21 protein-coding genes are annotated in these 25,205 nt (G+C 56.3%); 8 read left to right on the top strand and 13 right to left on the bottom strand.

The annotated features are described in order from the left end of the window. Positions 1-23: 23 nt before the first annotated feature. From nagC to nagB, 3 genes are read right to left on the bottom strand one after another with little or no spacing between them, the layout of a single operon-like run. Entirely contained in the window at positions 24-1,244 is a 1,221-nt protein-coding gene (gene nagC / locus C3F35_RS05275; protein WP_032617048.1) for a DNA-binding transcriptional regulator NagC, read from the bottom strand. An 8-nt stretch (positions 1,245-1,252) separates the two neighbouring features. Then, positions 1,253-2,401 carry an N-acetylglucosamine-6-phosphate deacetylase gene (nagA, locus tag C3F35_RS05270; RefSeq protein WP_077227904.1) on the bottom strand — a complete coding sequence of 383 codons (1,149 nt, stop codon included), beginning with the start codon at positions 2,399-2,401 and terminating at the stop codon, positions 1,253-1,255. 56 nt (positions 2,402-2,457) lie between these two features. Continuing rightward, on the bottom strand, positions 2,458-3,258 hold the full coding sequence (nagB, locus tag C3F35_RS05265; RefSeq protein WP_032617050.1) for a glucosamine-6-phosphate deaminase: 801 nt from the start codon (positions 3,256-3,258) through the stop codon (positions 2,458-2,460). 322 nt (positions 3,259-3,580) lie between these two features. Between nagB and nagE the strand changes: the two genes are divergently transcribed. The 4 genes from nagE (at position 3,581) to chiQ (ending at position 9,663) form a co-directional block, all read left to right on the top strand. Then, positions 3,581-5,599, top strand: coding sequence for an N-acetylglucosamine-specific PTS transporter subunit IIBC (nagE, locus tag C3F35_RS05260; RefSeq protein ID WP_103791909.1), 2,019 nt, complete (start codon positions 3,581-3,583; stop codon positions 5,597-5,599). Between the two features lie 178 nt (positions 5,600-5,777). After that, on the top strand, positions 5,778-7,445 hold the full coding sequence (glnS, locus tag C3F35_RS05255) for a glutamine--tRNA ligase (protein WP_032617053.1): 1,668 nt from the start codon (positions 5,778-5,780) through the stop codon (positions 7,443-7,445). A 434-nt stretch (positions 7,446-7,879) separates the two neighbouring features. Next, positions 7,880-9,286, top strand: coding sequence for a chitoporin ChiP (gene chiP, locus C3F35_RS05250; RefSeq protein ID WP_032617054.1), 1,407 nt, complete (start codon positions 7,880-7,882; stop codon positions 9,284-9,286). Between the two features lie 47 nt (positions 9,287-9,333). After that, positions 9,334-9,663 carry a ChiQ/YbfN family lipoprotein gene (chiQ, locus tag C3F35_RS05245; RefSeq protein WP_103792024.1) on the top strand — a complete coding sequence of 110 codons (330 nt, stop codon included), beginning with the start codon at positions 9,334-9,336 and terminating at the stop codon, positions 9,661-9,663. A 152-nt stretch (positions 9,664-9,815) separates the two neighbouring features. Here chiQ and fur read toward each other — a convergent pair whose 3' ends face one another. The 4 genes from fur to ybfF form a co-directional block, all read right to left on the bottom strand. After that, positions 9,816-10,262, bottom strand: a complete 447-nt coding sequence (gene fur, locus C3F35_RS05240; protein ID WP_032617055.1) for a ferric iron uptake transcriptional regulator — start codon at positions 10,260-10,262, stop codon at positions 9,816-9,818. A gap of 291 nt (positions 10,263-10,553) precedes the next feature. Beyond that, entirely contained in the window at positions 10,554-11,084 is a 531-nt protein-coding gene (fldA, locus tag C3F35_RS05230; protein ID WP_032617056.1) for a flavodoxin FldA, read from the bottom strand. A gap of 155 nt (positions 11,085-11,239) precedes the next feature. Continuing rightward, a complete protein-coding gene (gene ybfE / locus C3F35_RS05225) occupies positions 11,240-11,527 on the bottom strand; it encodes a LexA regulated protein (RefSeq protein ID WP_032617058.1) in 288 nt (95 codons plus the stop codon). Positions 11,528-11,655: 128 nt separating this feature from the next. After that, a complete protein-coding gene (gene ybfF / locus C3F35_RS05220; protein WP_032617059.1) occupies positions 11,656-12,429 on the bottom strand; it encodes an esterase in 774 nt (257 codons plus the stop codon). Positions 12,430-12,612: 183 nt separating this feature from the next. Between ybfF and seqA the strand changes: the two genes are divergently transcribed. After that, a complete protein-coding gene (gene seqA, locus C3F35_RS05215; RefSeq protein ID WP_032617060.1) occupies positions 12,613-13,155 on the top strand; it encodes a replication initiation negative regulator SeqA in 543 nt (180 codons plus the stop codon). A 24-nt stretch (positions 13,156-13,179) separates the two neighbouring features. Then, positions 13,180-14,820, top strand: coding sequence for a phosphoglucomutase (alpha-D-glucose-1,6-bisphosphate-dependent) (gene pgm, locus C3F35_RS05210; RefSeq protein WP_032617061.1), 1,641 nt, complete (start codon positions 13,180-13,182; stop codon positions 14,818-14,820). Between the two features lie 87 nt (positions 14,821-14,907). Here the strand turns inward: pgm and kdpE are convergent, their stop codons facing one another. Genes kdpE through kdpF form a run of 6 tightly spaced genes read right to left on the bottom strand, consistent with a single transcriptional unit; the run spans position 14,908 to position 22,681 of the window. After that, positions 14,908-15,585: a two-component system response regulator KdpE gene (gene kdpE / locus C3F35_RS05205; protein ID WP_032617062.1), complete on the bottom strand. Its 678-nt coding sequence runs from the start codon at positions 15,583-15,585 to the stop codon at positions 14,908-14,910. Then, entirely contained in the window at positions 15,582-18,257 is a 2,676-nt protein-coding gene (gene kdpD / locus C3F35_RS05200) for a two-component system sensor histidine kinase KdpD (RefSeq protein WP_103791911.1), read from the bottom strand. The genes kdpE and kdpD overlap by 4 nt, the downstream gene beginning before the upstream one ends. Continuing rightward, on the bottom strand, positions 18,258-18,833 hold the full coding sequence (gene kdpC, locus C3F35_RS05195) for a potassium-transporting ATPase subunit KdpC (protein WP_103791912.1): 576 nt from the start codon (positions 18,831-18,833) through the stop codon (positions 18,258-18,260). A 12-nt stretch (positions 18,834-18,845) separates the two neighbouring features. Beyond that, positions 18,846-20,894, bottom strand: a complete 2,049-nt coding sequence (kdpB, locus tag C3F35_RS05190; RefSeq protein ID WP_059308505.1) for a potassium-transporting ATPase subunit KdpB — start codon at positions 20,892-20,894, stop codon at positions 18,846-18,848. Between the two features lie 18 nt (positions 20,895-20,912). Further along, entirely contained in the window at positions 20,913-22,592 is a 1,680-nt protein-coding gene (kdpA, locus tag C3F35_RS05185) for a potassium-transporting ATPase subunit KdpA (RefSeq protein WP_103791913.1), read from the bottom strand. Further along, the gene (kdpF, locus tag C3F35_RS05180; RefSeq protein WP_071886481.1) at positions 22,592-22,681 is read right to left on the bottom strand and encodes a K(+)-transporting ATPase subunit F; all 90 of its coding nucleotides are present in this window, start codon (positions 22,679-22,681) and stop codon (positions 22,592-22,594) included. The genes kdpA and kdpF overlap by 1 nt, the downstream gene beginning before the upstream one ends. Before the next feature lie 308 nt (positions 22,682-22,989). On the opposite strand from kdpF, the gene C3F35_RS05175 reads away from it, so the two are divergent. Then, on the top strand, positions 22,990-23,196 hold the full coding sequence (locus C3F35_RS05175) for a YbfA family protein (protein ID WP_032617134.1): 207 nt from the start codon (positions 22,990-22,992) through the stop codon (positions 23,194-23,196). Between the two features lie 591 nt (positions 23,197-23,787). Then, the gene (gene phrB / locus C3F35_RS05170) at positions 23,788-25,200 is read left to right on the top strand and encodes a deoxyribodipyrimidine photo-lyase (RefSeq protein WP_103791914.1); all 1,413 of its coding nucleotides are present in this window, start codon (positions 23,788-23,790) and stop codon (positions 25,198-25,200) included. Positions 25,201-25,205: the final 5 nt, after the last annotated feature.

Raw genomic sequence — 25,205 nt, 5'->3', positions numbered from 1 at the left:
GAAGGCGACACTATAAAGCGCTGTCAGCTTTCCAGCAAACGCTGCAACAGGATACCGTTAAGCATGGCGCGTTTTACCAGCGCAAAGGCACCAATGGCGGAGCGATCGTTCAGCGCGGAGCGAACCACCGGCAGATTCTGGCGAAACGCCTTCAGCGCCTGCGTATTGATACATCCTTCGATGGCAGGCAGCAGGACCTTTTCGGCTTCGGTAATTTCGCCCGCGATCACCACTTTTTGTGGGTTAAACAGGTTGATGGCGATGGCAATAGTTTTGCCGAGATGGCGGCCAACCTGTTCGATCACTTCGCTGGCCAGCGCGTCGCCCTTATTAGCGGCTTTGCAGATGGCGTTAATTTTACAGTCATCCAGCGTAATACGACTCTGATAACCCTGCTCAAGGAGATGACGCACGCGCTGCTCTATCGCGGCGTTGGCGGCCACCGTTTCCAGACAGCCAAAGTTGCCGCAGTGGCAGCGCTCGCCCAGCGGATCGACCTGGATATGGCCAATCTCCCCAACGTTGCCGTTTCGGCCAATAAAAATGCGTCCGTTGGAGATGATCCCGGCCCCCGTACCGCGGTGTACGCGCACCAGGATAGAGTCTTCACAGTCCTGACTCGCACCAAAGTAGTGCTCAGCCAGCGCCAGACTGCGGATATCGTGACCGACAAAGCAGGTAACGGCGAAGCGTTTCTCCAGAGCATCAATCAGCCCCCAGTTTTCGACCTGAATGTGCGGCATATAGCGGATCACGCCGCTTTCAGGGTCGACAAGCCCGGGCAGGATCACGGAAATAGCGATCAGCTCGCGGATTTTGCGCTGGCAGGATTCGATGAACTCTTCAATGGCATTGAGCAGGGCATGCTCAAGCGTCTCTTGCGTACGTTCCGGCAGGGAGTAATGCTCTTCAGCAACCGCTTTGCTGCTCAGATCGTACAGCGTCAGGGTAGCGTCATGACGGCCAAGGCGTACGCCAATGGCGTGAAAATGGCGGGTTTCGGTGACAATGGAAATAGCGCGACGGCCTCCGGTAGAGGCCTGCTGATCCACTTCTTTAATCAACCCGCGCTCAATGAGCTGACGGGTAATTTTCGTCACGCTGGCGGGGGCAAGCTGGCTCTGTTCTGCAATCTGGATCCGCGAGATGGGTCCATGCTGGTCGATCAGTCGATACACCGCAGCACTGTTCAGCTGCTTTACCAGATCAACGTTACCAATTTGAGCTTGTCCGCCAGGTGTCATACGTTTACTTACTCTGTGACGACCTCGTTACCATTAACGATGGTCTTGATGATTTTATAATCGTGTGTGAATGCGGTGAGGTTAGCCACCATGCCCGGAGCAATGCTGCCCAGCTGTTTGTCCACGCCAATTGCGCGAGCCGGATAAAGGGTTGCCATACGCAGCACTTCATCCAGGGCAATACTGCAATGTTCCACCAGATTGCGCACGCCTTCAATCATGGTCAGCGCCGAACCGCTTAAGGTTCCGTTTTCATCCACACACAGTCCATTCCGGTAGTATATTGTTTTACCAGCAAAAATGAACTGTTCAATATTTGCCCCCGCAGGTGCGGTTGCATCCGTGACCAGACACAGCTTGTCGCCTTTCAGGCGTTTGGCGTTACGCACGTTGGCATAATCGACGTGTAACCCGTCAGCAATAATGCCGCAGTAAACGTCCGGCTCATCAAAGATCGCCCCGGCCAGACCCGGCTCACGTCCGGTAATATACGGCATGGCATTATAAAGATGGGTAGCGAAGGTGATACCGGCGCGGAAGCCCACTTTGGCCTCTTTCAGCGTGGCGTTGGAGTGCCCGGCAGAAACCACGATCCCCGCATCCGCCAGCTTGCGGATAACGTCCGGCTCGACCATCTCTGGTGCCAGGGTCACTTTGGTGATCACATCCGCGTTGGCGCACAGAAAATCGACCAGTTCGCCGTCAGGTTTACGCACGAAGTCCGGGTTATGGGTGCCTTTCTTGACGATATTCAGCCACGGTCCTTCAAGATGCAGGCCCAGGGCCTGATGCGGGTATTTCGCCAGGTATTCGCGCATCACGCGGATGCCCTGTTTCATCAGATCGTCGCTGGTGGTGATAAGCGTCGGCAGGTAGCTGGTGCAGCCCGATCTTTCGTTGGCGTGCTGCATGATCTCCAGCGTCTCAACCGTGACGGCTTCCGCAGTATCGTTGAACTGCACGCCGCCACAGCCGTTAAGCTGTACGTCGATAAAACCGGGGGAGATGACTGCCCCATTGAGCGAGCGTTGTTCTATTTCCGCCGGCAGTTCGGCCAGTGGGCAGACACGTTCAATCAGGCCATTTGCGATCACAATCGCATGGTCATCCAGAATTTCATGGCCGGTATAAATCCGACCGTGGGTTAAAGCGTACATAACGACCCCCGGTTTAAAAATAGCATCCCGCCTCTGCAAACAGAGGCGGCGTTACATTACAGACCTTTGATGTTTTCTGCTTCTAATTCGTTGAAATATTTCAACGTCTTCACTTTCAGTTCCATCGTGGACGGCTCATCACACACGACCACCGCTTTCGGGTGCAGCTGCAGGCAGCTGATGGTCCACATGTGGTTGACGTTGCCTTCAACGGCGGCCTGAAGCGCCTGTGCTTTCACGCCACCCAGCACCAGAATCATCACTTCTTCTGCATCCAGCAGCGTACCCACGCCAACGGTCAGAGCGTATTTTGGCACCTGGTTAACGTCGCCATCAAAGAAGCGGGAGTTTGCCACACGGGTGTCATGAGTCAGGGTTTTGATACGGGTACGGGACGCCAGAGAAGAGGCCGGTTCGTTAAACGCGATATGACCATCGTTGCCTACGCCACCCATGAACAGGTGGATTTTGCCATAAGCGCGGATTTTTTCTTCATAATGACGGCACTCAGCTTCGATATCAGGTGCATTTCCATCCAGCAGGTTTATATTTCCTGGCTGAATATCAACATGGTCAAAGAAGTTACGGTGCATAAAGCTATGGTAGCTTTCCGGGTGATCTTTTGGCAGGCCAACGTATTCATCCATGTTGAAGGTGACAACATGTTCAAAACTTACCTGGCCCGCTTTATGCATCTCAACCAAAGCTTTATAGGCGGTAAGAGGTGTGCCACCGGTTGGCAGGCCGAGCACGAAAGGACGATCGGCAGTCGGTTTGAACGCATTGATACGGTTTACGATATGGCGGGCAGCCCATTTACCGACTTGTTCTGCAGTTGCCAGGGGGATCAGTCTCATTATTCACCTCTGAAGTTTTCATAAAAGTTGGCGGATTGCATGTCCGGGTATGATTAAGACTAACCTGGTTCACACCGAGAGGGGGTAATCCGTCTTGATTTTTCGTATCATAAAATAAGTTTTGGCGGTTTGCCAGTGCAGGGGAGGATGATAAACAATATTTGGTGACAAAAATCACAAAAAGTACGCGTTTAATTTGCGATACGAATTAATTTTCCACACACTCAATCAGCCAGTGAATCATCAACTGTATTTATAAGTTAGTGACACAAAAAAAACAGCTGAGAATACACCGTTAACGGGGTCTCATAGGGGGAACAAATTGAGCATTTTAGGTTACTTACAAAAGGTTGGTCGCGCCTTAATGGTGCCGGTCGCCACGCTGCCTGCGGCAGCAATACTGATGGGTGTCGGTTACTGGATTGACCCGGTGGGTTGGGGTGGAGACAACGCGTTAGCGGCCTTCTTCATTAAGTCCGGTTCTGCCATTATTGATAACATGTCCGTACTGTTTGCCATTGGTGTGGCTTATGGTATGTCCAAAGATAAAGACGGTGCTGCGGCACTGACCGGCTTCGTGGGCTTCCTTGTGTTGACCACGCTCTGCTCCCCGGCTGCGGTTTCCATGATTCAGAAGATCCCTGCGGACCAGGTTCCGGCAGCGTTCGGCAAGATCAGCAACCAGTTCGTGGGTATCCTGGTGGGTATCATCTCCGCTGAACTGTACAACCGCTTCAGTAGCGTTGAGTTGCCAAAAGCGCTCTCCTTCTTCAGCGGCCGTCGTCTGGTGCCGATCCTGACCTCCTTCGTCATGATCGTTGTTGCTTTCATCCTGATGTACATCTGGCCGGTGATCTTCGACGGTCTGGTAAACTTCGGTGAGCATATCCAGAAACTGGGTTCCGTCGGTGCGGGCGTTTATGCGTTCTTCAACCGTCTGCTGATCCCGGTTGGTCTGCACCACGCGCTGAACTCCGTGTTCTGGTTTGACGTTGCAGGTATTAACGATATCCCTAACTTCCTCGGCGGCGCACAGTCCATCGAAGCAGGTAAAGCGGTTGTTGGTATCACCGGTCGTTACCAGGCGGGCTTCTTCCCGATTATGATGTTCGGTCTGCCGGGTGCTGCGCTGGCTATCTACCACTGCGCGCGTCCAGAGAACAAAGCAAAAGTGCTGGGTATCATGATGGCGGGCGCATTCGCGGCCTTCTTCACCGGTATCACCGAGCCGCTGGAATTCTCCTTCATGTTCGTTGCCCCGGTACTGTACGTGATCCACGCCGTGCTGACCGGTATCTCCGTGTTCATCGCAGCATCCATGCAGTGGATTGCTGGCTTCGGCTTCAGTGCGGGCCTGGTGGATATGGTGTTGTCTTCCCGTAACCCGCTGGCGGTTCACTGGTACATGCTGATCCTGCAGGGTCTGGCGTTCTTCGTGATCTACTACGTGGTGTTCCGCTTCACCATTACCAAATTCAACCTGATGACCCCGGGTCGCGAGCTGGCCGTTGCCGGTAGCGAAGCGGATGGTCAGGATGTGAACGTGAGCGGCACAGGGACTGAAGATGTTTCCGGTCTGGCGCGTCAGTACATCGCGGCAGTCGGCGGTTCAGACAACCTGACCGGTATTGATGCCTGCATCACCCGTCTGCGTCTGAACGTGAAAGACTCTTCTCTGGTCAACGAAGCGCTGGCGAAACGTCTGGGTGCTTCTGGCGTCATCCGCCTGAACAAAACCAGCGTGCAGATCATTGTCGGCTTTGTGGCTGAGAAAATCGCTAACGCAATGAAAACCACCGGCCCGGTTGCCGCTGCTGAAGCTGCACCTGCTGCCGCACCTGCTGCCGTTAAGCCACAGGCTGTTGCCAATGCCACCACCACCATCGCGGCGCTGGTTTCACCAGTAACCGGTGAAGTGGTTGCCCTGGAGCAGGTGCCTGATGAAGCCTTCGCCAGCAAAGCTGTCGGTGATGGCGTGGCGGTGAAACCAACGGATAAAACCGTCGTTTCTCCGGCAGCGGGCACCATCGTTAAAATCTTCAATACTAACCACGCTTTCTGTCTGGAAACGGAGAAAGGTGCGGAGATCGTTGTCCATATGGGTATCGATACCGTCGCGCTGGGTGGACAGGGCTTCAAACGCCTGGTTGAAGAGGGCGCAGAAGTGGTGGCAGGTCAGCCGATTCTGGAAATGGATCTTGCTTACCTGAACGCCAATGCGCGCTCCATGATCAGCCCGGTTGTCTGCAGCAACATCGACGACTTTAGCGGCCTGGTGATTAAGGCGCAGGGTCAGGTTGTTGCTGGTCAGACGCCACTGTATGAAATTAAAGGCAAATAAGTGCTCCTGAGTTAGCGTTAATGCCTGAGCGGCGGGGATATCCCCGCCGCTTTTTTTTGCAGCAATCGCCCCGATTATTCTCTCCAGAGACCTTTTTCGTGTAACTAAAGGTTGTCACTACGCCCGGCTTATAAGATCATATGCCGTTATACGTCGTTTACGCTTTGAGGAATCCACGATGAGTGAGGCTGAAGCCCGCCCAAGCAACTTTATTCGTCAGATCATCGATGAAGATCTGGCCACTGGTAAGCACACCACAGTTCATACCCGTTTTCCGCCGGAGCCGAACGGCTACCTGCACATTGGTCACGCGAAATCTATCTGCCTGAACTTCGGCATCGCGCAGGACTACCAGGGTCAATGCAACCTGCGTTTCGATGACACCAACCCGGTGAAAGAAGATATCGAATACGTAGAGTCCATTAAGAACGACGTGCAATGGTTGGGCTTCAACTGGTCTGGCGACATCTGCTACTCCTCTGACTATTTTGACCAGCTGTATGCCTACGCCGTTGAGCTGATCAACAAAGGCCTGGCCTACGTTGATGAGCTTTCTGCGGACGAAATCCGCGAATACCGCGGCTCGCTGACCGCGCCGGGTAAAAACAGCCCGTATCGCGATCGCAGCGTGGAAGAGAACCTGGCGCTGTTTGAAAAAATGCGTGCCGGTGGCTTCGAAGAGGGCAAAGCCTGTCTGCGCGCCAAAATCGATATGGCTTCGCCGTTTATCGTGATGCGCGATCCGGTGCTATACCGCATTAAGTTTGCCGATCACCATCAGACCGGCAGCAAGTGGTGCATCTACCCGATGTACGACTTTACCCACTGCATCAGCGATGCGCTGGAAGGCATTACTCACTCCCTGTGTACGCTGGAGTTCCAGGACAACCGTCGTCTGTACGACTGGGTGCTGGATAACATCTCTATTCCGGTGCATCCGCGTCAGTACGAGTTCTCTCGTCTGAATCTGGAATACACCGTGATGTCCAAGCGCAAGCTGAACCTGCTGGTGACCGACAAGCACGTTGAAGGCTGGGATGACCCGCGTATGCCGACCATCTCTGGTCTGCGTCGCCGTGGCTATACCGCTGCCTCTATCCGTGAGTTCTGCAAACGCATCGGCGTAACCAAGCAGGACAACACCATCGAGATGGCATCGCTGGAATCCTGTATCCGCGAAGATCTGAATGACAATGCGCCGCGCGCCATGGCTGTTATCGATCCGGTAAAACTGGTTATCGAAAACTATCCGCAGGGCGAAAGCGAGCTGGTGACTATGCCGAATCATCCGAGCAAGCCGGAGATGGGCAGCCGTGACGTGCCGTTCAGCGCAGAAATCTGGATCGATCGCGCCGACTTCCGTGAAGAAGCCAACAAGCAGTACAAACGTCTGGTGATGGGCAAAGAAGTGCGTCTGCGTAATGCCTACGTGATCAAAGCCGAGCGTGTCGAGAAAGATGCAGAAGGCAACATCACGACCATCTTCTGCACCTACGATGCCGAGACCCTGAGCAAAGACCCGGCCGACGGTCGCAAAGTGAAGGGCGTTATCCACTGGGTGAGCGCGGCTCATGCGCTGCCGGTTGAAATCCGTTTGTACGATCGTCTGTTCAGCGTGCCAAACCCGGGGGCCGCAGAGGACTTCCTGCAGGTGATTAACCAGGATTCACTGGTGATCAAGCAGGGCTTTGCTGAGCCATCCCTGAAAGATGCCGTTGCCGGTCACGCTTATCAGTTCGAGCGCGAAGGCTACTTCTGCCTCGACAGCCGCTATGCTACCGCCGACAAACTGGTATTTAACCGTACCGTTGGTCTGCGTGATACCTGGGCGAAAGCGGGCGAATAACCCCTTTCTCCTCTTAAAAACGCCGCGTACTGCGGCGTTTTTTTTACCTGTCGATCGCAGCCTGGTCATTTAAATCTTCGCGTTGCGAATTAATCCTGTTTCTTAAAACGGTTCGCTTTCTCTTCCTTCGCGCAAATTAACCGTTATTACTACCGGTTGGGATAATTAAATTTAATTTAATAAAAATAAATGGCTCATTCTTAATATTATTTTAAGCAAAAATTCTCCCTCATTTCTTTTGTTACAAACAGCAACCAAATATGTGCGCTTTGTCATAATCCTGACTTTTGATCGCTGAAAAGCGTTGATAATTCGCGTCGCGAAAAATAGTCTAAGGGCAGCAGATGTAAGTGGCTATTGCCGGTTACCTCCACTTTTTACTTTTTTGTTTTTCGCCGTTTAAGGCGCTTTTAATACGTCAAAGAGGATTAATTATGCGTGCGTTTAGTGGCAAACGTAGTGCGCTTGCGCTGGCTATCGCCGGTGTTACAGCAATGTCAGGCTTGATGGTTTCTCCAAAAGCTCAGGCCGAAGGTTTTATTGATGATTCAACCCTCACGGGCGGTGTCTATTACTGGCAGCGTGAACGTGACCGTAAAGATGTTGAGTCAGATAAATATAAAACTAACCTGGCTCATTCCACCTGGAACGCCAACCTTGATTTCCAGTCCGGCTATGCCGCCGATATGTTTGGTCTTGATCTGGCAGCCTTTACTGCCATCGAAATGGCCGAAAATGGCGACAGCGGCCACCCGAACGAAATTGCCTTCTCTTCCAGCAACAAAGCCTATAAAGAGGACTGGTCCGGTGATAAGAGCGGGATCAGCCTGTACAAAGCGGCTGCAAAATTTAAATACGGTCCGGTCTGGGCGCGTGGTGGCTGGCTGCAGCCAACCGGTCAAACTTTGTTAGCACCGCACTGGAGCTTTATGCCGGGTACCTATCAGGGGGCCGAAGCCGGGGCAAAATTTGACTACGGCGATAGCGGTGAGTTGAGTTTCTCTTACATGTGGACCAACGAGTATAAAGCGCCGTGGCATCTCGAGATGGACAAGTTTTATCAGAATGACCGCAAAACCCGCGTCGATTATCTCCACTCCTTTGGTGCGAAGTACGATTTCAAAAATGACCTGATTCTGGAAGCCGCTTTTGGCCAGGCTGAAGGTTTTATCGATCAGTACTTTGCTAAAGCCAGCTACAAGCTCGATATCGTGGGCGGCCCGCTCTCTACCACCTATCAGTTTTACGGCACGCGTGATAAAGCCGACAGCGGCACCGTGAATGATATTTATGACGGTACGGCATGGCTGCAGGCGCTCACCCTGGGCTACAAAGTTGGCCAGGTGGATTTACGTCTGGAAGGGACTTACGTCAAGGCCGAAGGGCAGCAGGGGTACTTCCTGCAACGTATGACCCCAACTTACGCCTCCTCCAACGGTCGTCTGGACGTATGGTGGGATAACCGCTCTGACTTTAACGCCAACGGTGAAAAAGCGGTCTTCTTTGGTGCCATGTATGACCTGAGCAACTGGAACCTGGCGGGCTGGAGCGTTGGTGCGTCTTATGTCTACGCCTGGGATGCGAAACCGGCAGACTGGTTAATCAACAGCGCCGGTCAGCGTGAGGATATCGCCTCTAACAAGATCAAAGAATCGGCCTATAGCCTGGATGCGAGCTACACCCTGCAGGACGGCCGCGCGAAAGGAACCATGTTCAAACTGCACTTCACACAGTATGACAACCACTCCGATATCCCAAGCTACGGCGGCGGCTACGGCAATATCTTCCAGGATGAGCGTGACGTGAAGTTTATGGTTATCGCCCCGTTCACCATCTTCTGATGACAATCCGGGCGGGGACGATCCCCGCCTGACTGGAGAGCGTTATGCTGAAAAAAATCGTAGTGGTTGCGGTGCTGGCATCAGGACTGGCCGCCTGCGCGCAGCCCCAGACCCAGAAAGAAGATACCCGGCTGAAAGAGGCCTACAGCGCCTGCATCAATACCGCTGAAGGTTCGCCAGAGAAGATCGAAGCCTGCCAAAGCGTGCTCGACGTGCTGCGTAAGGAGAAGGCGCACGAGCAGTTCGCAACTCAGGAGACCATCAGGGTGGCGGATTACCAGGCCTGTATCCAGGCGCGGAAAACGGGTAACGATCAGGAAGTCACTAAAAGCTGCGATAAGATTTGGCAGGAGATCCGCACTAACAACGCGAAGTAATCTGCTGTTTGCCACGCCCGGTGGCGCTACGTTTACACAGCCTGAAAGGGGAAATCCCCTCAGGTACGGTAAGCGCAGCGCCACCGGGCTTTTTGCATGATGACAGGCAAAAAAAAGCCAACCGTCAGGTTGGCTCAGAGTCGATGCAAAGATTACTTGGTGTCGTGCGCGTGGTCATCTTCGCGGCAGTCGCCTTCGGCACAGTGGCCATACAGGTACAGACTGTGGTTGGTCAGACGAATGCCATGACGTGCGGCAATTTCGCGCTGGCGTAATTCGATGGAATCATCGCTGAATTCGATCACTTTGCCGCAGTCGAGGCAAATCAGGTGATCGTGGTGATGCTGCTGCGTCAGTTCAAACACGGATTTACCGCCTTCGAAATTATGACGCGTAACGATGCCTGCATCGTCGAACTGGTTCAGTACACGGTAAACGGTAGCCAGACCAATCTCTTCGCCCATGTCGATCAGACGCTTGTATAAGTCTTCCGCACTGACATGATGGTTATCCGGACCCTGAAGCACTTCCAGGATTTTTAACCGTGGAAGCGTGACTTTCAGTCCGGCCTTCTTTAATGCGGTGTTGTTGTCAGTCATGCGGAATCTGTCCTGTTGCTAAACGATTCACTTCTAAAGAAGAAGTGACAGAAAATGCACCTGGGATAATGCGTCTCATTATAGAACTGCCATGACCTAATGAAAACTGCAAGTCTCAAGTAAAGTATGCTTATAAAAACGTGGTACCGCCAACAAAGTTGTTACAAGGTTCCGCGTTTACTCCTGGATCATTGTACAGGTATGGCAGCAAAAGTTAAAAATTTGTAGCAATTATTTTGATTGGTTTTGCCTATTGATGCGGCGCAACTGTAACGTTGCACCGCGATATCATCAGGCATTCAGAATGGCGTCGAGATGCAGCTCTTCGCGAATTTGTTTAACCCATTTGTCCACGCGCTCAGCGGTCAGCTCCGGCTGGCGATCTTCATCGATGGCGAGACCAACAAAGTTGTTATCATCGGCAAGGCCTTTAGAGGCTTCGAAGTGGTAACCGGCAGTTGGCCAGTGACCAACAATCACTGCGCCGCGTGGCTCAATGATGTCGCGGATGGTGCCGAGGGCATCGCAGAAGTACTCTGCGTAGTCTTCCTGATCGCCACAGCCGAACAGGGCGACCAGTTTGCCGTTGAAGTCGATCTCTTCCAGAGACGGGAAGAAATCGTCCCAGTCACACTGCGCTTCACCGTAATACCAGGTCGGGATGCCCAGCAGCAGAATATCGTAACCTTCGATATCTTCTTTGCTGCTTTTCGCAATGTCATGCACATCGGCAACGTCTTTACCTAACTGTTTTTGAATGTTTTTTGCGATATTTTCGGTGTTACCCGTGTCGCTGCCGAAAAAAATGCCGATGATTGCCATGAGTAAAATAACCTCTTGATACTTAATGGTATGGTGGCGCAATTTAGCCACGGATAAGGGCAATCATAGCAGAACAGAGAAGCCTGCGGAAACTGCTATCACGCAGGACTGCACTCTGTGCTACATGAAAACAACAAGAAGGGGAGTTTTCTGACTTACGCTTTGCCGTGCCATTTCTCGAGCTGAGAAATCAGCATCTCTTCGATAAGCTCACTGCGGCTGATCTCACGGGCGTTCGCCAGCTCATTCAGCGCATCGACGGCTTCAGCATTCAGTTTCAGCTCGACGCGTTTGAGCCCACGACTTTTATCGCGTTTAAGCTGATTGCGCTTATTGATGCGCAGCTGTTCATCACGCGAAAGCGGATTGGTTTTCGGTCGTCCCGGGCGACGCTCATTCGCGAACAGATCTAATGTCGTGCGGTCCGTGTGTTCTTTGGCCATGATTTTGAGACTTCGGGGGAAACAAGACACCCTGCTAATGCCCGGGCGATAAGCGCGCCATCATACATCACCGAAAACGGCACGCCAACGACTGGAGGCCCGCAGGCGACCAGTCGCTCTCTTTTTAATCAATTTTCGATGTCAGCGAGGTAACGGCGGATAGCGCGCAGCACGGCGTCCGGTTTTTCGGCATGAACCCAGTGTCCGGCCCCGGCAATCACATGCGCACGGGCCTGAGGAAATTGCGCCAGCAGCGCGTCACGGTACGCCTCGGTCACATAGGGTGAACTGCCGCCGGTAATAAACAGAGTAGGGTGCGGCCAGGCGGGCACCGACTGCCAGCCAACGATCTGGTCATATTGGTCCCACAGCGCCGGCACGTTGAAGCGCCACTCGCCGTCAACAAAGGATTTCAGCAGGAACTGCACCACGCCCTCTTCGTCGAGATGTTCACGCATCAGCGCTGCGGCCTGCTGGCGGGTACTGACGCCTGCGTCGGTCACGGCATTGATGGCGGCGAAGATCTCATCGTGGCGACGCACGTCGTAATCCACAGGCGCGACGTCGATCACCACCAGCCCGGCAATCCGCTCCGGCGCTAACGCCGTCAGCGCCATCACCGCTTTGCCGCCCATCGAGTGGCCAATCAGGATCGCCTTTTCGATATGGTGTTCATCCAGCGTATCCAGCAGATCCTGGGCCATATCGGCATAGGTCATCTGCGCCGAGCGCGGCGACAGACCGTGGTTGCGCATATCCACCTGGAGCAGCGCGTGGTCGGTCACCAGATCCCGCGCCAGCACGCCAAGGTTATCAAGGCTGCCAAACAGGCCATGCACCAGGACGATGGGAGAATTATTGTGCGGCGATTGTGCAGATTGCGCTCGGGTATTCAATTTCATGGCAAAGTTCTTTTTTTACGTATGTCAGGTTAGGGTATCATGTTGACCATTCTGCCGCCCGGCTGCAAGGAAACAGTTAATTCTGACTTTTGCCGCCATTCTGGCTTGACGCTATCCGCTGTTGGGTTTTGACCTTATACTCCCAACGACTTGTATTCAGATAAGATATCGCACTGGATTAAGATGAAAACAATCGAAGTTGATGACGAGCTTTATCAGTATATCGCCAGCCAGACGCGGCATATCGGTGAGAGCGCGTCCGACATTTTACGGCGCATGCTGAAAATCGCCGCCGCCTCGCAGTCTGCCGCTCCGGCCATCAAAGAAACGCGCCAGCCCGCGGCTGTCGTGCAGGAGAAGCCGCTGTCACCGGTTAAAGACAAAGTGCGTGCGATGCGCGAATTGCTGCTTTCTGACGAATACGCTGAGCAGAAGAAAGCAGTTAACCGCTTTATGCTGGTGCTGACTACACTCTATTCACTGGATAACAACGCATTTGCCGACGCGACAGAGTCACTTCACGGTCGTACCCGCGTCTATTTCGCGGCGGATGAGCAAACGCTGTTACAGAATGGCAATCAAACTAAGCCCAAGCACCTGCCCGGTACGCCGTACTGGGTGATCACCAATACCAATACCGGACGCAAGCGCAGCATGATCGAACACATCATGCAATCCATGCAGTTTCCGGCGGAATTGACTGATAAGGTTTGCGGCACTATCTAACCCTTGCATCAGAAGGACCAGGCAATGGCAAATCATGAGCGTGCGGGTCAACCTGCACAACAGAGCGATTTGATTAACGTCGCCCAACTTACCGCGCAGTACTACGTGCTGAAGCCGGAAGTGGGTAACGCAGAACATGCAGTGAAGTTTGGTACATCCGGGCACCGCGGCAGTGCGGTACGCCACAGCTTTAACGAGCCACATATTCTGGCCATTGCTCAGGCTATCGCCGAAGAGCGCGCCAAAAACGGTATCACCGGTCCGTGCTACGTGGGTAAAGATACTCACGCCCTGTCAGAGCCTGCATTTATTTCCGTACTGGAAGTGTTGGCGGCCAACGGCGTGGACGTCGTGATTCAGGAAAACAACGGCTATACGCCGACCCCTGCGGTCTCTAACGCAATTTTGGTGCACAACCAGAAAGGCGGCGCACAGGCCGATGGCATTGTGATCACGCCATCCCACAACCCGCCGGAAGATGGCGGCATCAAATACAACCCACCGAATGGTGGCCCGGCTGACACCAACGTCACCAAAGTGGTGGAAGATCGTGCTAACGCCCTGCTGGCCGCCGGTCTGAACGGCGTGAAGCGCATTTCCCTGGACGAGGCGATGGCCTCCGGCCACGTGAAAGAGCAGGATCTGGTGCAGCCGTTCGTTGAAGGGCTGGCGGATATCGTCGATATGGCGGCGATCCAGAAAGCCGGTCTGAAGCTAGGCGTTGACCCGCTCGGCGGTTCCGGTATCGAATACTGGAAACGTATTGCAGAGCACTACAAGCTGGATCTGACCATCGTTAACGACCATGTCGATCAGACCTTCCGCTTTATGCACCTGGATAAAGACGGCGCGATCCGCATGGACTGCTCCTCCGAGTGCGCGATGGCTGGCCTGCTGGCGCTGCGCGACAAGTTTGACCTTGCCTTCGCAAATGACCCGGATTATGACCGTCACGGCATCGTCACCCCGGCAGGGCTGATGAACCCGAACCACTATCTGGCGGTTGCGATCAACTACCTGTTCCAGCACCGTCCGCAGTGGGGCAAAGAGGTTGCAGTAGGTAAAACGCTGGTCTCCTCCGCCATGATCGACCGTGTGGTCAACGACCTGGGCCGCAAGCTGGTGGAAGTGCCGGTTGGCTTTAAATGGTTTGTTGATGGTCTGTTCGATGGCAGCTTCGGCTTTGGCGGCGAAGAGAGCGCGGGGGCGTCCTTCCTGCGCTTCAACGGTACGCCGTGGTCTACCGATAAAGATGGCATCATCATGTGCCTGCTGGCGGCGGAAATCACTGCCGTTACCGGTAAGAACCCGCAGGAGCACTACAACGAGCTGGCAGCCCGTTTTGGTGCCCCGAGCTACAACCGTCTGCAGGCGTCTGCCACTTCCGCACAGAAAGCGGCGCTGTCTAAGCTGTCACCAGAAATGGTCAGCGCCAGCACCCTGGCAGGTGACCCGATCACGGCCCGTCTGACGGCAGCACCAGGTAATGGCGCGTCGATTGGCGGCCTGAAGGTGATGACCGAGAACGGCTGGTTCGCTGCGCGTCCATCCGGTACGGAAGATGCGTACAAAATCTACTGTGAAAGCTTCCTCGGCGACGAGCACCGTCAGCTGATTGAGAAAGAAGCGGTTGAGATTGTGAGTGAAGTATTGAAGAACGCGTAAGTGCGGTTTGTGTGCCGGGCGGCAAGGCGATTGCCCGGCCTGGAACCTCTAAAAACGGCAACCTCAGGGTTGCCGTTTTGCTTTCTCTCAAAGCATAAACCGATAGCCAATGCCGGTTTCGGTTAACAGGTGGCGCGGGCGCGCGGGATCCACTTCGAGCTTCTGCCGAAGGTGGCCCATATAGATGCGCAGATAGTGACTATGCTCCACCGCATTCGGCCCCCAGACCTGGCTTAACAGCTGGCGCTGGGTGAGCACTTTGCCATGATTGTTGAGCAGGACCGCCAGCAGGCGGAACTCGATAGGGGTCAGATGGATTTCTGCCTCTCCCCGCTGAATGCGTCGTGACGCCAGATCGACGCGAATATCAGAGAAGGTGTACACCGGGTCGACAGGAGAGGTGGTTGCGTGGCGACGCAGGGCAACGCGCAGCCGCGCCTGCAGTTCGCCAATGCCAAACGGCTTGCTGAGATAATCGTCGGCACCGGCATCGAGCGCGGCGATTTTGTCGGTCTCTTCCAGACGCGCCGAGAGCACAATGATGGGCATCTGGCTCCACTGGCGCACTTCCCGGATAAAGTCGAGGCCGTCGCCGTCGGGCAGGCCCAGATCGAGGATCACCAGATCCGGTTTGCGGGTCGCGGCTTCAATCAGGCCCCGCTGCAACGTCCCGGCATCGTGTACGCGCAGCCCTTCACCTTCCAGCGCGGCGCGCAGAAAACGGCTGATAGCGAGTTCATCTTCAACAATCAGGACGTTAATCACAAATCCTCTGGCAATTCATTCAGTTCGGGTGGCGTATCGCGCGGCAGTGTAACACAGAATCTGGCCCCCCCTTCAGGGCGGTTATGGGCCGTGATGGTGCCGCCGTGTACCTCAACAATCGCCTGGCAGATGGCCAGCCCCAGCCCGACGCCGGGAATGGCCGACTCTTTATTACCCCGGGCGAACTTATCAAAGATAGCCTGTTCCTGACCCGCCGGGATGCCGGGGCCAGTATCCCACACTTCCAGCTGGAGCTGTTCCGGGGTGACGCTGGCATGGATGCCGATCTGCGCTTTGCGGCCCGCGTATTTGCCAGCGTTCTCCAGCAGGTTAATCAGCACCCGCTCGAACAGAGGACCATCCACGTGGATTAACGCCAGCGGATCGGGCATATCGAGCGCGATATGTCGCCCACCCAGTCCCGGCTCCAGCGTTTTTAAGGCACTGCCGATCACCTCTTCCAGCGTCAGCCACTCTTTTTTCAGGTTAAAACCGCCGGACTGGATCCGCGCCATGTCCAGCAGGTTATTCACCAGCCGGGTGGTATTCAGCACGTGCTGGCGAATCTCACTGGCCTGCGGGGCATGGCGGGAGCCTTCTGCCGCCAGGTCGAGGGTCAAAATTTCCGACTGGCCGAACAGCACCGTCAGCGGCGTGCGCAGGTCATGGGAGAGTGCCGCCAGCAGCGAATTGCGAATGCTCTCCCGCTCACTGGCTAACCGCGCCTGCTCTTCACTGGCGGTCAGGGCCAGCCGCTCAAGGGCATTGGCGACCAGCAGGGTGAAGGTCTCCAGCAGGCGCTGCTGCTCGGGGATCATCAGCTGGCGCAGGTTAGACGGCTCAACGATCGCCACCCCCTGATGCTGGAGCGGCAGGATAAGATAGGGCACGCCGGGCAGGGTGTCGGTGCCTGCCCCGGCGGGCTGGCCCTTGTCAAAGCTCCAGCGGGCAATGGCCTCATCCCAGGGCGTCATTCCCGAGACCGGGGTCATCGGACGCAGCGCGCCCTCGCGATCCGGGCTCAGGATCAGGCTGCGGGCGTGAAAGGTCGAGTGAATAAACTGCTGGCTGGTGTGGGCGATATCCTGCGGCGTGCGGCCCACCGCCAGCGCCTTCGACATTTCATACAGATGGCGGGTGCGCTGCTCGCGGTAGCGGGCGATCCGCGCCTGATAGCGCACCCCCGCCGTCAGGTTACCAATCAGCAAGCCCACCGCCAGCATCACGGCGAAGGTCAGCACGTACTGCACATCCGATACCGCCAGGGTACCGCGTGGGGCGATGAAAAAGAGATCGAAGCTGACCACGTTGATTACCGTCGCCAGGACCGAGGGCCAGCGGCCATAAAACAGCGCCACGATCACCACCCCAAGCAGGTAGATCATCACCAGGTTGGCGGCATCAAAGTCGGGTAGCCACTGATTGGCGATAAAGGTGATCAGGGCGCACAGCAATACCGCCACCAGGCAACCGCGCAGCTGGATGCGCCATTTTTCGGTAAACGCCCGGTTATCGGGCGTTTTTGCGGGCAGGGCGGCGGGCTTGTCGTCAAGGGCGACGATCAACAGGTCGAGGTCGGGAGCACGCTGCGCCAGCCTGTCGGCAAAGGTGTCCCGGTTAAACCACCGGCGATGAGAACGCCTGCCGATGACAATCTTGCCCAGGTTATGCTCCCGGGCGTAGCGCAGGATGGCTTTATCTTCTGCCTGTTCGGCCAGGGTGGCGGTTTCGGCCCCCAGCTCCTGCGCCAGACGCAGGGCGCTGAGAATGGCGCGGCGCTGGTTCTCCGGCAGACGGTGCAGTTGCGGCGTCTCGACGTAGACAGCGTGCCAGACGCTGCCGAACTTCGCCGCCAGACGCGCGGCGGTGCGCACCAGCTTCTCGTTGCCGCTGCCGTGCCCGATGCAGAGCAGGATGGCGTCGCGGGTATGCCACACCTTCTCCTCGCCCTGACGGTCACGCCAGGCCCGCATCTGATCGTCCACCCGGTCGGCGGTACGGCGCAGGGCCAGCTCGCGCAGGGCGATCAAATTGCCTTTACGGAAGAAGTGCTCGATTGCCCGCTCGGCCTGCCCGGCGATGTAAACCTTACCTTCGTGCAAGCGCTGGCGCAGATCGTCCGGGGGCAGATCCACCAGCACCACTTCATCTGCTGCGTCGAAGAAGGGATCCGGGACCGTCTCCCGCACCTGGATGCCAGTGACGCCGCTGACTACATCATTCAGGCTTTCCAGATGCTGCACGTTGACGGTGGTAAAGACATCAATGCCCGCTTCCAGCAGCTCTTCAACGTCCTGCCAGCGTTTGGGGTGACGCGAGCCGGGGGCGTTGCTGTGCGCCAGCTCGTCCATCAGGATCAATGCCGGACGGCGGGCGAGGGCGGCGTCCAGATCGAATTCCGTCACCAGACGACCACGATGATGAATACGCCGGGAAGGCTGGGTCGCCAGCCCGGCCAGCAGGGCGGCGGTCTCCTGGCGACCGTGGGTCTCCGCCACGCCGATCAAAATATCAAGCCCCTGGGCGCGCAGACGCTGCGCTTCACTGAGCATGGCGAAGGTCTTGCCGACCCCCGCGCAGGCGCCGAAAAAGATTTTCAGCTTGCCGCGATGGGGGGTGGCAGCCTGCTCCAGCAGTTTGTCCGGGTCCGGGCGCTGAGGCTCGTCGATCATTTAGTTTTTCCTTAGTGCGTCCAGCGCCAGATTCAATTCAACAATGTTGACCACCGTGCCGCCCATCGCGCTGAACAGCGGTTTTTGCGTATGTTCGGCCACCAGCTGGCTGAGCTGCACAGGCGTGAGCTGACGCGCCTGTGCCACGCGGGGGATCTGCCAGGCGACGGCCTGCGGCGTCAGACTGTAGTCTAGCCCGCTACCGGAGGCGGTCACCAGCTCCACCGGCACCGCCTGGCTGGCCTGCGGGTTGGCGACGCGTAATGCCGCTATGCGGGCGCGAACGGCATTATCCAGTTCAGGATTGCTGCCTGCCAGGTTACTGCCGCCTGAGGCCAGCGGATTATACGGGCTTTCTGCCGTGGCAGAAGGACGACCGTGAAAGTATCCCGGCGCGGTAAAGTCTTGTCCAATCAGACGTGAGCCGCGGATCTCCCCCTCCTGACGGATAAGGGATCCGTTGGCCTGGTCGGCAAACCACCACTGACCCAGGGCGGTGGTAACCAACGGGTAGACGCCGCCGGTGACCAGGGCCAGCAGAATAAACAACAGTATAGCGGGACGTAACATAGCCATTTGATTTTCCTCTTAAACCAGCCCGAACAGCGTAAGCACCAGGTCAATGGCTTTAATGCCGATAAAAGGCACCACCAGCCCACCCAGACCGTAAATCCACAGATTGCGGCGCAGCATGGCGGCGGCGGTGAGCGGCTTGTAGCTCACCCCCTTGAGCGCCAGCGGGATCAGAAAGACAATGATCAGCGCGTTAAAGATCACCGCGCTCAGGATTGCCGAGGCGGGGGAGTGCAGATGCATCACGTTCAGGGCGTTTAGCTGCGGATAGGTCGCCGCAAATGCCGCCGGGATGATGGCGAAATATTTCGCCACGTCGTTGGCGATACTGAAAGTGGTCAGGGAGCCGCGGGTCATCAGCATCTGTTTGCCGATATGCACCACCTCAATCAGCTTGGTCGGGTTGGAGTCAAGGTCGACCATGTTGCCCGCCTCTTTTGCCGCCTGGGTACCGGAGTTCATCGCCACCGCCACATCTGCCTGGGCGAGCGCCGGGGCGTCGTTGGTGCCATCCCCGGTCATCGCCACCAGCCGTCCTTCGGCCTGATACTGCCGGATCAACGCCAGTTTGGCCTCTGGCGTGGCCTCGGAGAGAAAATCATCCACGCCTGCTTCTGCGGCAATGGCCGCGGCGGTCAGACGGTTATCGCCGGTGATCATCACCGTTTTAATGCCCATTTTACGCAGCTGGGCAAAACGCTCCTTGATACCGCCTTTAACGATGTCTTTCAGGGCGATCACCCCCAGCACAGTCGAGCCTTCCGCGACCACCAGCGGCGTGGCCCCCTGACGGGCGACGTTTTCCACCAGGGTATCGACCTGCGGCGGGAAGTGGCCGTTGTTGGCGGTAATGTGACGGCGAATGGCATCCACCGAGCCTTTGCGAATCAACCGATCCTGGAAGTTAATTCCGCTCATCCGTGTTTGTGCCGTAAAGGGCACAAAGGTGGCATGCAGGCTCTGTACGTCGCGCTGGCGCAGATTAAAGCGCTGTTTGGCGAGGATCACGATGCTGCGGCCTTCCGGGGTTTCATCCGCCAGTGAGGCCAGTTGGGCAGCATCGGCCAGTGTTTTCTCATCCACGCCTGGGGCAGGCAGAAACTCGGATGCCTGACGATTGCCCAGGGTGATGGTGCCGGTTTTGTCCAGCAGCAGCACGTCGACATCACCGGCCGCCTCCACCGCCCGGCCGCTGGTGGCAATGACGTTGGCCGCCAGCATCCGGCTCATGCCCGCCACGCCGATGGCCGACAGCAGGCCGCCGATGGTGGTTGGGATCAGACAGACCAGCAGGGCAACCAGCACGGTGACGCTTACCGCCGTGCCGCCATATGACGAGAAGGGCCACAGGGTGGCAGTCGCCAGCAGGAAGACAATGGTCAGCGCCACCAGCAGAATGGTCAGGGCAATTTCGTTCGGGGTTTTGCGCCGCTGCGCGCCTTCCACCATGGCGATCATCCTGTCGAGGAAGGTCTCACCGGGGTTAACACTGCACTGGATCACCAGCCAGTCTGAAAGAATGCGCGTCCCGCCGGTGACCGAGGCAAAGTCGCCGCCGGACTCACGGATCACCGGCGCGGATTCGCCGGTGATGGCGCTCTCATCCACCGAGGCACCCCCTTCGATCACCTCCCCGTCGCAGGGGATAATGTCTCCGGCCTCTACCAGCACGATGTCGCCTTTGCGCAGCGTATCCGCCGGAACCTTGTCCGTTGCGGCACCGTACCGGGCTTCGCGCAGCTTGCGGGCGAAAGCCGTTTTCTGTACCCCTTTGAGGCTGTTAGCCTGCGCTTTGCTGCGTCCTTCTGCCAGGGCTTCGGCGACGTTGGCAAACAGCACGGTGAACCACAGCCACAGGCTGATCGCTGCGGTAAAGGTGGCACTGCCTGCCAGTAATCCGCCCGCCATGGCCAGGGCCAACAGGGTGGTCAGCAGGCTGCCCAGCCAGACAATAAACATTACCGGATTGCGCCACTGCACGCGCGGGTCGACTTTTTTAACCGCATCCATCAGCGCCTGACGAACCAGCGAGGGTTCGAGCAGGGCCAGTTGCTTACGACTCATGACCAATACTCCGCAAAATCAGCGTAAAGAGAGATGTTCCGCGACCGGGCCTAAGGCGAGGGCGGGAATAAAGGTGAGGGCGCCCACCAGCAGGATGGTGCCGATCAGCAGGCCAACAAACAGCGCGCCGTGGGTCGGGAGCGTGCCGCCAGAGGCGGGCTGGCGAGTCTTATTCACCAGCGATCCGGCGATAGCCATAACCGGTATAATCACCCCAAAGCGACCCACTAACATGCAGAACGCCAGCAGGCAGTTCCAGAATGGCGAGTTGGCGCTCAGGCCCGCGAAAGCGCTGCCGTTGTTGTTGGACGCCGACGACACCGCGTACAGCACCTCGCTGAACCCGTGGATGCCGGGGTTGAAAATGCCGCTGCGTCCGGCGTCGGTCATCAGCGCCAGCGCGGTGCCAAGCAGCACCAGCGCCGGGGTGACGAGGATCGCCAGCGCGGTCAGCTTCATCTCCCGCACGTCGATTTTCTTACCCAGGTATTCCGGGGTGCGGCCAATCATCAACCCGGCGATAAACACTGCCAGCAGCACGAACAGCAGCATGCCGTACAGACCCGATCCGACGCCGCCAAACACCACTTCACCAATCTGCATCAGCCACAGCGGGATCATCCCGCCCAACGCGGTGAAAGAGTCGTGCATGGCGTTAACCGCCCCGCAGGAGGCCGCAGTCGTGACCACGGCGTACAGGCTGCTGGCAAGAATGCCAAAGCGGCTCTCTTTGCCCTCCATATTGCTGTTGCTGTCTGCCCCCAGCAGCATGAAGTGGCTGTTGCCTTGCCATTCCGCCCACATCACCAGCGCTGCGCAGATCGCAAAGATGATGGACATGGTCCAGAGGATCGCGTGCCCCTGGCGACGCTCGCTGACCGCCTCGCCAAAGGCAAAGCACAGCGCGGCGGGGATCAGGAAGATCGCGAGCATCTGCACGGCGTTCGTCAGTGCCGTGGGGTTCTCAAACGGATGGGCAGAGTTCGCATTGAAGAAGCCGCCCCCGTTGGTGCCAAGTATTTTTATCGCCTCCTGCGAGGCCACCGGCCCCATCGGCAGCAGCTGCTTTGCCCCCTCCAGCGAGGTGAAGGGCTGATAAGGCAGCAGGTTTTGCAACACCCCCTGCTGGATAAACAGCAAGGCGATGATCAGCGACAGCGGCAGCAACACCCACAGGGTGATGCGGGTCAGGTCGACCCAGGCGTTGCCGAGTGTGGTGACATTCTGGCGAGCAAAGGCGCGGATGAGGGCAAAAATCACCGCAATGCCGCTGGCGGCCGAGAGGAAATTTTGTACCGTCAGGCCCGCCATCTGGCTGAAATAGCTCAGGGTGGTCTCTCCGGCATAGGACTGCCAGTTGGTATTACTGACAAAGCTGACCGCAGTGTTCAGCGCCAGATGCCAGGAGAGGCCCGGAAGCTGCTGAGGATTAAGCGGCAGATAACCCTGTAGCATCAGCATGGCGAACAGCACCGCCAGGCCCACCCCATTCAGCAACAGGATCGCCAGCAGATAGTGACGCCAGTCCATCTCGCCGGTGCGGATCCCGAGCATTCGCAGTAACCCGGCGTCAAGGGCTTGCACCCCCGGCAACGGCAGGCCGTTGATCATCCGCGCCAGCCACATCCCCAGCGGGCGGGCGAGCACCAGGAGCACCAGCAGAAAGCCGGCAATAAGCAGAAATCCTTGTGCGGCCATCAGAATGCCTCCGCGTTCAACAGGGCATAAATCAGATACCCCAGTAACAGGAACACCAGCACGATGCCCGCAATTACACCTGCACTCACAATTCACCTCCGGGTGACATTAGTCTTGGTGCAAAGGCTAAAATTTCGGGCGCAAAGATTTCGCAAAAATCGGAGGGGGAGGTGTAAAAAAAGTATAAAGAGGGATAAGACCCTAATTTAACTAATGGTTAGTATAAATTTAACTTTTATGTAACTTAATTACGGTGCGAATTGTAAAGTACCTTCTTATTCACCAAAAAAGTGGTCGGATGAGTAGTAAAATTACAACCAAAGCGTTATTATTTTCCTCAGTTAAGCAATTTCAATTTTCCGGAGAGGGTTTCCGGCCAGAAAAAGGGGAGAAAATGATGGAATCTTACAAAGCGTATCCGGCACATATCGTTTTTATTCGCCGCACTTTCGCTGTTTTAGCGGGTGTTCTGGCGTTACCAGTGATGCTTTTCTGGAAAGAGCGTTCTCGTTTTTATAGCTATCTGCATCGTGTCTGGGCTAAAACCAGCGATAAACCGGTGTGGATGGACCAGGCCGAAAAAGCCATTTGTGATTTTTATTAAGCATTAAGAAAGACTACACACAGCACTTGCACCAACAAAAAACCGCCACAGCAATGTGGCGGTTTTTTTATCCCTCGGGATTCGCGGTCCGTTGGGTGGAGCTATCAGGCTCTTCCAGAGAAGACTATCTTATCCTTAACCGCTCTCAGGGGAAATGTAAGCAATCTAAATGAATTCGGAAAGGCCTGTGGCGGTCTGCCTATGAGCCAGGATGTTACTATGATGTGTCGTCCCTTTCCGCCATCAGGCACATGGGCATCGGTCCCAGGAAAGGTGCATTCACAACCGTAACTCAGGATCTTCCAGAGCTTGTGTCTGCCGGATTATCACCGGTGGTGAACGGTGGAGCGGTTTATATGCAGGGACCGCATAATGAAACGCTATCTTTGTATTGCGTTCATTGTTACCAGCGTATTCGTGGTAAGAAGTGACGAGTCTGTCGTATCCGTTGCCCTTACCGCGTACATGCAGGACAAGTAGCGTTAAGGCCGCCATCAGGGCGGCCTTTTTTATTCCAATATGGCTACACTTGTTAAAGCGAAGTATCCTCGGTGACTTGTAGATGTTACAGACGATAATCACTGGAGTGTTATGGCCACCCATCTGGTCTGGTTTCGCGCCGATCTGCGCATCCACGACAACCTGGCGCTTGCCGCCGCCTGTCGCAACAAAAATGCCCGCGTGCTGGCGCTTTTCATCGCTACGCCGCAACAGTGGCAGCAGCACGCGATGGCACCGCGCCAGGCCGCGTTTCTTCACGCCCATCTCAACGGCTTACAGCAGCAGCTGGCCGATAAAGGCATTCCGCTGCTGTACGCTCAGGTCGATGATTTTGCGGCACAAGCAGAGAAAGTGGCGCAGATTTGCGCCGAGCATGACGTCACCCAACTTTTTTATAACTACCAGTACGAACTGAACGAGCAACAGCGCGATCGCCAGCTGGAGCGCGCGCTGGAGGACGTAACGTGTCAGGGATTTGATGACAGCGTTATCCTGCCTCCCGGCAGCGTCATGACCGGCAATCACGAGATGTACAAAGTGTTTACGCCCTTCAAAAACGCCTGGCTGCGGCGACTGAAAGAGGGGCTACCCGAGTGTGCGGCGGCACCTGCCGGGCGCGAGGGCGAAAAAGTTACGCTGGAGACGCTGGAGTTCGACTACCCGCAGCAGGCGTTCGATGCAGACCTGTTTCCGGCGAGCGAGAAAGAGGCGATTGCCCGGCTGCGCCAGTTCTGCCAGCAGAGCGCGGGCGACTACGAGACACAGCGCGATTTCCCGGCTATCGAAGGCACCAGCCGTCTCTCCGCCTGTCTGACACTGGGGGTGCTTTCCCCCCGCCAGTGCCTGCACAGATTGCTCGCCGAGCAACCCCAGGCGCTGGAAGGCGGCCCGGGCTCGGTATGGCTAAGTGAACTGATCTGGCGAGAGTTTTATCGCCACCTGATGACGTATCACCCTGATTTGTGTAAATATCAACCCTTCATACGTTGGACGGATAACGTCCAGTGGCAGGCAGACGAGACTCAGTTGCGGGCCTGGCAATATGGACAGACCGGCTACCCCATCGTCGATGCCGCCATGCGCCAGATGAATGAAACAGGCTGGATGCATAACCGCCTGCGTATGATTACCGCCAGTTTTCTGGTGAAAGATCTGCTGATCGACTGGCGAGCCGGGGAACGTTACTTTATTTCGCAGTTGATTGATGGCGACCTGGCCGCCAACAACGGCGGCTGGCAGTGGGCGGCGTCAACCGGCACCGACGCGGCCCCTTATTTTCGTATTTTTAACCCGACAACCCAGGGGCAGAAGTTCGATTCCGACGGCGTGTTTATCCGCCGCTGGCTGCCGGAGCTGGCCTCCGTGCCGGACAAGGCCATCCATGACCCCTGGACCTGGGCAGACAAGCAGGGGATCACCCTCGATTATCCGCGCCCGGTTGTCGATCATAAACAGGCGCGCGTAGCCACGCTGGCAGCGTATGAAGCCGCCCGAAAAGCGTAAGGGAG

Source organism: Leclercia sp. LSNIH3 (assembly GCF_002935105.1).
Lineage (GTDB): Bacteria > Pseudomonadota > Gammaproteobacteria > Enterobacterales > Enterobacteriaceae > Enterobacter > Enterobacter adecarboxylatus.
Note: the sequence above shows the minus strand (reverse complement) of the source record. Positions and strands in the feature narration are given on the sequence as shown.